The organism is Allosalinactinospora lopnorensis (assembly GCF_000981225.1).
GTDB classification, from domain to species: Bacteria; Actinomycetota; Actinomycetes; order Streptosporangiales; family Streptosporangiaceae; genus Allosalinactinospora; species Allosalinactinospora lopnorensis.
In genome coordinates this window covers 89472-95790 of sequence record NZ_LAJC01000015.1, presented here as the reverse complement: position 1 = coordinate 95790, position 6319 = coordinate 89472, and the positions used below count along the sequence as shown (strand labels likewise).

Genomic DNA, 6319 nt, shown 5'->3' with positions numbered 1-6319 from the left:
CGCGAGGCGCGGCGGACCACCGACCCGGTACTGGAGCGGGCGAGCCACCTGGTACGCCAGTTCGGCGCCGAGACCGCGGCCGCCGCCAGCCCGGTCCTGCGCGAAGGCCTCGACGCGCGGTTCACCGCGGCCGGGCGGGCCCTGGCAGGCGGAGAACCCGGCGCGATCGCGCGGGCCGTGGCGGATCTGGGCGCGCACCTGCTGGCCGCCGACCCTGACACGCGGGTGCGCATCGAGCGGGCCCGGATGGGACAGCGGCTCGCCCAGTGGCTGGCCACCGACCCGGCCACCGAAGCCGAGACGGTGGCCGCGGCGGTGCAGCGCCACATCGGCGACACCGGCTGGGTGGACCGGGCCCTGGACCACATCGAGGCCGGCGGCGACCCCGACCCGCAGCTGAGAACCGCCTACGACGCGCTGGGCGCGCGGGTCCGCGAACGGCGGCGCGGTATCGACCGGGCCTTCGCCGAAACGCTCGCCACCTGGACGGCGGCCGGGACCGGCCCCGGCTCGATGCTGACCGTGGAAACCTTCCTGGCCAGGGTCGCCAAACCCGTGGCGGCCTCCGGGCGCCGGGTCCTGCTGCTGCTCTTGGACGGGATGAGCGCCGCCATCGCCGCCGAGCTGGCCGAGGAGCTGCGCCGGCAGTGGGCCGAGTACGACCCGGTGCCCGAGGACGCCGACTCCCCGCCGCGGCGGCGCGGCATGGCCGCCGTCCTGCCCACCGTGACCGCGGTGTCGCGCACCTCGCTGTTCGCGGGCGAACTCACCCAGGGCACCCAGGCCGACGAGAAGCGGCTGTTCGGCGGGCACCGGTTCTGGAGTCCGGCCCGGGCGGCCGTGTTCCACAAGGACGACCTGCGCGGCCAGACCCCCGGCGACGCGTTCGGCCCCGGACTGGCCGACGCGCTCGCCGATGAGCGCACACACGTCGCCGTCGTGCTGAACACCATCGACGACCGGCTCGCCAACGAGCGGAAACTCGGCGACGGCGCGTGGCGGCTCGACGAGATCGGCAAGCTACGCGAACTGCTGCGGGTGGCCGCCACCCAGGGCATGGCGGTGCTCCTCACCAGCGACCACGGGCACGTTGTGGACCGCCACGGGGCCAAGGTCGACGGCGCGGACGTGGCCTCCGCCCGGCACCGCGCGCCCACCGACCCGCCAGGCGCGAACGAGGTCGCCCTGTCCGGCCCGCGGGTGGTGGCCGGCGGCGGGATCGTCGCCCTGTGGGACGCCGACACCCGCTACACCTCCCAGAAGGCCGGCTATCACGGCGGCGCCTCCCTCGCCGAGGTCGCCATCCCCGTCCTGGCGTTCCTTCCCTTCGGCGCGGAGCCCCCCAAGGGGTGGCGCGAACTGGGCGATCAGCGCCCCGCCTGGTGGCGCCTGGATGCGGCCCCGCCCGCGACCGCGGCGGGTTCCCCGGCGGTGGCCCCCGAACCGACGCCACCCCGCCGGACACCGGGCGCCAAACGGCGGGCGGAGCTGGAGGAGACACACGACGCGCTGTTCGACCTGCCGCCGGAGCCGGCGCGGGAGGAGACGCGGGCCGCACCCGCACCGGGCGCGCCTGACGAGGCGCTGGTCGACCGGCTCCTCGCCACGGAGACCTTCCAGGCACAGGTGGGGCTGCTGGCCCGCAAACCGTCCATGGACAAGGTGGAGAACGCGGTCCGGGTGCTGCTGGAGGCCGGCACCCTCCCGGCTACCGCCCTGGCCCAGCGCGTCGGCTACCCCACGTCCCGCGCCGACGGGTTCGCCGCCGTGCTGCGCCAACTGCTCAACTACGACGGCGTCCAGGTCCTGGAAACGCTTCCGGACGGGCGCACCCTCCGCCTGAACACCCCCCTGCTGCGCGACCAGTTCGACCTCCACTCCCGCCGATCTTGACAAAAATGGGCCTTGAACAGCGGAAATAACCCCGGTTTCGCCGAGATCGGCGTTCCCGGCAGTACACCGGATGGGAGACTCGTGGACGTGAGTAGTGCCGGATCACCCCCTCCCGCCCAGGTCAGCGCGGCGCGCCGCCGTGCTGTGCTCGACGCGCTGCGGCGCGGCGCCGTGCCCGACAGCGGGCTCGATCTGTTCGCCACCGGCCTGGGCCGGTTCGAGCAGGCACTCGACGCCGAGCTGGACGCGGTCGCCGCCGGCGGGGCGGTGTTCAAGGCTGTGCGCGGCGAGTACGGGTCCGGCAAGACCTTCTTCACCCGGTGGCTCGCCGAACGCGCCCGGCGGCGCAACTTCGCCACCTGCGAGATCCAGATCTCCGAGACCGAGACACCACTGCACAAGCTGGAGACCGTCTACCGGCGGCTGACCGAGCGGCTCAGCACCGCCAGCTTCCCGCCGAGCGCGCTGCGGCCAGTGGTGGACGCGTGGTTCTACGCGCTTGAGGAGGATGCCCTCGCCGACGGGGCGAGCGAGGACGAGCTGTCTTCGGCGGTCGAAAAGCTGCTGGCGGCCCGGCTGGCCGAGGTGTCGCGGCACGCCCCGTCGTTCGCGACCGCCCTGCACGGCTACCGCTGCGCGCTCGCCGCCGGGGACGAGACCACCGCCGCGGCCGTGCTGTCCTGGCTCGGCGGGCAGCCGCACGTCGCCGCAGCCGCACGCCGCGCCGCGGGCGTGCGCGGCGACCTCGACCACTTCGGAGCGCTGGGCTTCGTGCAGGGACTGCTGACCGTGCTGCGGGACAGCGGCCACCCCGGGCTGCTCGTCGTCCTGGACGAGGTCGAGACCCTGCAGCGGGTGCGCTCCGACGCCCGCGACAAGGCCCTCAACGCGCTGCGGCAGCTCATCGACGAGGTGCACTCGGGCCGTTTCTCCGGCCTGTCCCTGGTGATCACCGGAACCCCGGCGTTCTTCGACGGGCAGCAGGGGGTACAGCGCCTCCCGCCGCTGGCCCAGCGGCTGGCGACCGACTTCACGACCGAACCGCGCTTCGACAACCCGCGCGCTGTGCAACTGCGGCTGCCCGGCTTCACCCTGGCGTCACTCGTGGAGCTGGGGGTCACCATCCGCGACCTCTACGCCGCCGGAGCCGGCGATCCCGAACGGATCACGACCCTGGCCGATGACGCCTACGTCGCCGACCTGGCGCGCGCGGTCGGCGGGGCACTGGGCGGCAAGGTCGGGGTAGCACCCCGGCTGTTTTTGAAGAAGCTCATCGGGGACGTGCTCGACCGGATCGACCAGTTCGACGACTTCGACCCCCGGCGGCACTACACGCTGACCGTGGCCGGCGGCGAACTCACCGAGACCGAGCGCAACCTGGCCGCCTCGGCCGACGACATCGACCTGGACCTGTGATGGCCGGCGGCGACCCCGTGGATCGGCTCGATCCGGTCGTGGCGCACCACATCGTCAACACCCTCAACTGGCCCGACCTGCGGCCACTGCAACGGGCGGCGATCGCCCCGCTGATAGATGGAAAAGACGCGGTGCTGCTCGCCCCGACCGCGGGCGGCAAGACCGAGGCGGCCTGCTTCCCGCTGCTCTCGGCGATGGCGCACCAGCGCTGGACCGGCCTGTCGGTGCTCTACCTGTGCCCGCTCAAGGCGCTGCTCAACAACCTGGCCACCCGGATCGACTCCTACGCCCAATGGCTCGGCCGCCGGGCCGAACTCTGGCACGGGGACACCCGCCAGGCGCGGCGGCAGCGGATCCGCACCGACCCGCCCGACATCCTGCTTACCACCCCCGAGTCGCTCGAAGCGATGCTGATCGGGGTGAAAACCGACCACGCGCACCTGCTGGGGCAGGTGCGCGCGGTGGTCGTGGACGAGGTGCACGCCTTCGCCGGTGACGATCGGGGATGGCACCTGCTGGCCGTCCTGGAGCGATTGGAGCGCGTGACCGGGCGTCCCATCCAGCGGATCGGCCTGTCAGCGACCGTGGGAAACCCGCGCCAGTTGCTCACCTGGTTGCAGGGGGCCAACGCCGAGAAGCGGGCGGGTCAGGTGGTCGCGCCCGATCCCGCGCCCGCGGCGCCGAGCGACTCCCGCCCCGCCGGCGAGGTGGAACTCGACTACGTCGGCTCGGTCGACAATGCCGCGAGGGTGATCGCGACACTGCACCGGGGCGAGAAGCGGCTGGTGTTCTGCGACTCCCGGCGGCAGGTGGAAGAGCTGGGCGCAGCCCTGCGCGCCCGCGACGTGACCGCGTACCTGTCCCACGCGTCGCTGTCCGCCGAAGAGCGCACCCGCTCCGAGCGGGCCTTCGCCGAAGCCCGGGACTGCGTCATCGTCGCCACGTCCACGCTCGAACTCGGCATCGACGTGGGGGACCTCGACCGGGTGATCCAGATCGACGCACCCGCGACCGTAGCCTCGTTCCTCCAGCGCATCGGACGCACCGGTCGGCGGTCCGGGGCCGTGCGCAACTGCCTGTTCCTCGCGACCCGGCGCGAGGCGCTGCTCCAGGCCGCGGGGCTGCTCCTGCTGTGGGGGCGCGGCTGGGTGGAACCGGTGACCGCGCCGCCCGAGCCGCGCCACCTGGTGGCCCAGCAACTGCTCGCCCTCACCCTGCAGAAGCACACGATCGGCGACCACCTGTGGCCGGAGGGGTGGAACGGGCTGGCGCCCTTCGACCGCTCGGCGGCACCCATCCTGCGCCACATGGTCGACCAGGGGTTTTTCGACCAGGACGACGGGATGCTGTTCGCCGGCCCGGAGGCCGAACGGCGGTTCGGGCGGCGCCACTTCATCGAACTGACCGCCTCTTTCACCGCGCCGCCGCAGTTCACCGTGTTGACAGGGCGCGAGGAGATCGGCCGCACCGACACCTCGGTGCTGACCGAAGAGAGGCCGGGGCCGCGGCTGCTGCTCCTCGGGGGACGCAGTTGGCGGGTGACCGCGATCGACTGGAATCGGCGGAGGGCCTTCGTCGAACCCGCCGAGGGCGGGGGCGTGGCCAAGTGGACCAGCGGCGGCATCGCCGGGCTGTCGTATGAGCTGACCCGCGCCATGCGCGAGGTGCTGCTCGGCGTCGACCCTCCGGTGTTGCTCACCCGCCGGGCCCAGAGCGCCCTGGCCGAGTGGCGCCGGGACGAGGCCCCCGGTGTCGTGCACCCCGGCGGTTCGCTGGTGAGCAGAATCGGAGAGGAAGTGCGGTGGTGGACCTGGGCCGGCTACCGCGCCAACGCCACCCTCATCGCCACCCTGCCCTCGATCGCCGATCCGGTCCAGCGGCCAACGGATCTGTCCCTGCGGTTGCGTGCGGACCTGACCCCGGACGCCTGGCGCGAGGCTCGCGCGGGCACGGACAACGGCGAGATCCTGGTACTGCCGGATGTGGACCGCAGAGCCGTGCACGGGCTGAAGTTCGCCGCTGTGCTGCCGGAGAAACTGGCGGTGGCGACGCTCGCGGCCCGGCTCGCCGACGTCGAGGGGGCGCGCGCCGCACTGGCCGAGCCGGTTCGTTTGCAGCTCACCCACTCCTCGGATGGCGCGGGTTGAGAACGTGGACCCCGCGGGTTCCCTCAGGATGCGGGACCGCGCGCAACCGGGGAGGCTGGTGGGTTCGATGGCGGCCAGGCCGTTCGGCGACCGTTCCCGGTGCTCCTCCTACAGCCCCAGTACCCGGCGCAGTTCGCGGGCCTGGCGGCGCGACACCTCCACCCGGCTGCCTCGGGGGTCGTCCATGACCAGCATGAGCGTGCCCTTGAAGTCGGGCGCCAGTTCGCGCACGTAGTCGAGGTTCACCAGGTAGGAGCGGTGCGCGCGGAAGAAGTGGGCGCCGCGCAGCCGGCGCTCCAGCTCGTTCAGCGAGAAGCTCACCAGCACCCGCTCGTCGGCGAGCTGCAGGTAGGAGTAGCCGCGTGCCGCTCCCGCGTAGATGATCGACGACTCGTTGACCAGAACGGTCCGGTCCCCCTTCTGCACCGGGATGCGGTGCGGCGGGTCCGCCCCCTCCGACCGCTGCTGCGGGACCAGGTGCGGGTCGGTGTCCTCGGAGCCGCCGGACAGCGCCCGGTCCAGCGCCCGCTCCAACCGGTCGGCGTCGAACGGTTTGACGAGGTAGTCCGCCGCGTCCAGGTCGAAGGCCTCGACCGCGTGGTCGGGGAACGCGGTGGTGAAGATGACCTTGGGCGGGTGCGTGCCGCCGCGCAGGCTCCGGGCGATGTCCAGGCCGGTCCCGCCGGGCATCCGGATGTCCATCAGCACCAGGTCGTAGTCGAGGGAGTCCAGCAGGAGGAGGGCTTCCTCGGCGTTGGACGCCTCCCCGACGACCTGGACGTGATCGAACCTGTTCAGCAGGTAGCGGAGATCGGCCCGCGCTGGAGCCTCGTCGTCGACGATGAGGCAGCGCGCGCGCATAG

At 72.9% G+C, this 6319-nt stretch carries 4 protein-coding genes; 3 read left to right on the top strand and 1 reads right to left on the bottom strand.

Annotated elements, in window-relative coordinates:
- The 3 genes from pglZ to VS93_RS08055 form a co-directional block, all read left to right on the top strand.
- Positions 1-1893: BREX-2 system phosphatase PglZ (gene pglZ, locus VS93_RS08065; RefSeq protein WP_046469355.1), on the top strand; the 1893-nt coding region annotated here is incomplete at its 5' end.
- 87 nt (positions 1894-1980) lie between these two features.
- The gene (gene brxD, locus VS93_RS08060; RefSeq protein WP_046469371.1) at positions 1981-3309 is read left to right on the top strand and encodes a BREX system ATP-binding protein BrxD; all 1329 of its coding nucleotides are present in this window, start codon (positions 1981-1983) and stop codon (positions 3307-3309) included.
- Complete coding sequence (locus VS93_RS08055) at positions 3309-5456, top strand: DEAD/DEAH box helicase (protein WP_046469354.1); 2148 nt, start codon at positions 3309-3311, stop codon at positions 5454-5456. Before brxD ends, VS93_RS08055 begins: the two co-directional genes overlap by 1 nt.
- Before the next feature lie 108 nt (positions 5457-5564).
- On the opposite strand, the gene VS93_RS08050 is transcribed toward VS93_RS08055, so the two are convergent.
- A complete protein-coding gene (locus tag VS93_RS08050) occupies positions 5565-6317 on the bottom strand; it encodes a LytR/AlgR family response regulator transcription factor (protein ID WP_046469353.1) in 753 nt (250 codons plus the stop codon).
- Positions 6318-6319: the final 2 nt, after the last annotated feature.

Excerpts from the sequence above, each read along its gene's own strand:
- VS93_RS08050 (WP_046469353.1), bottom strand. The coding sequence starts at position 6,317 with ATGCGCGCGCGCTGCCTCATCGTCGACGACGAGGCTCCAGCGCGGGCC.
- VS93_RS08055 (WP_046469354.1), top strand. The coding sequence starts at position 3,309 with ATGGCCGGCGGCGACCCCGTGGATCGGCTCGATCCGGTCGTGGCGCAC.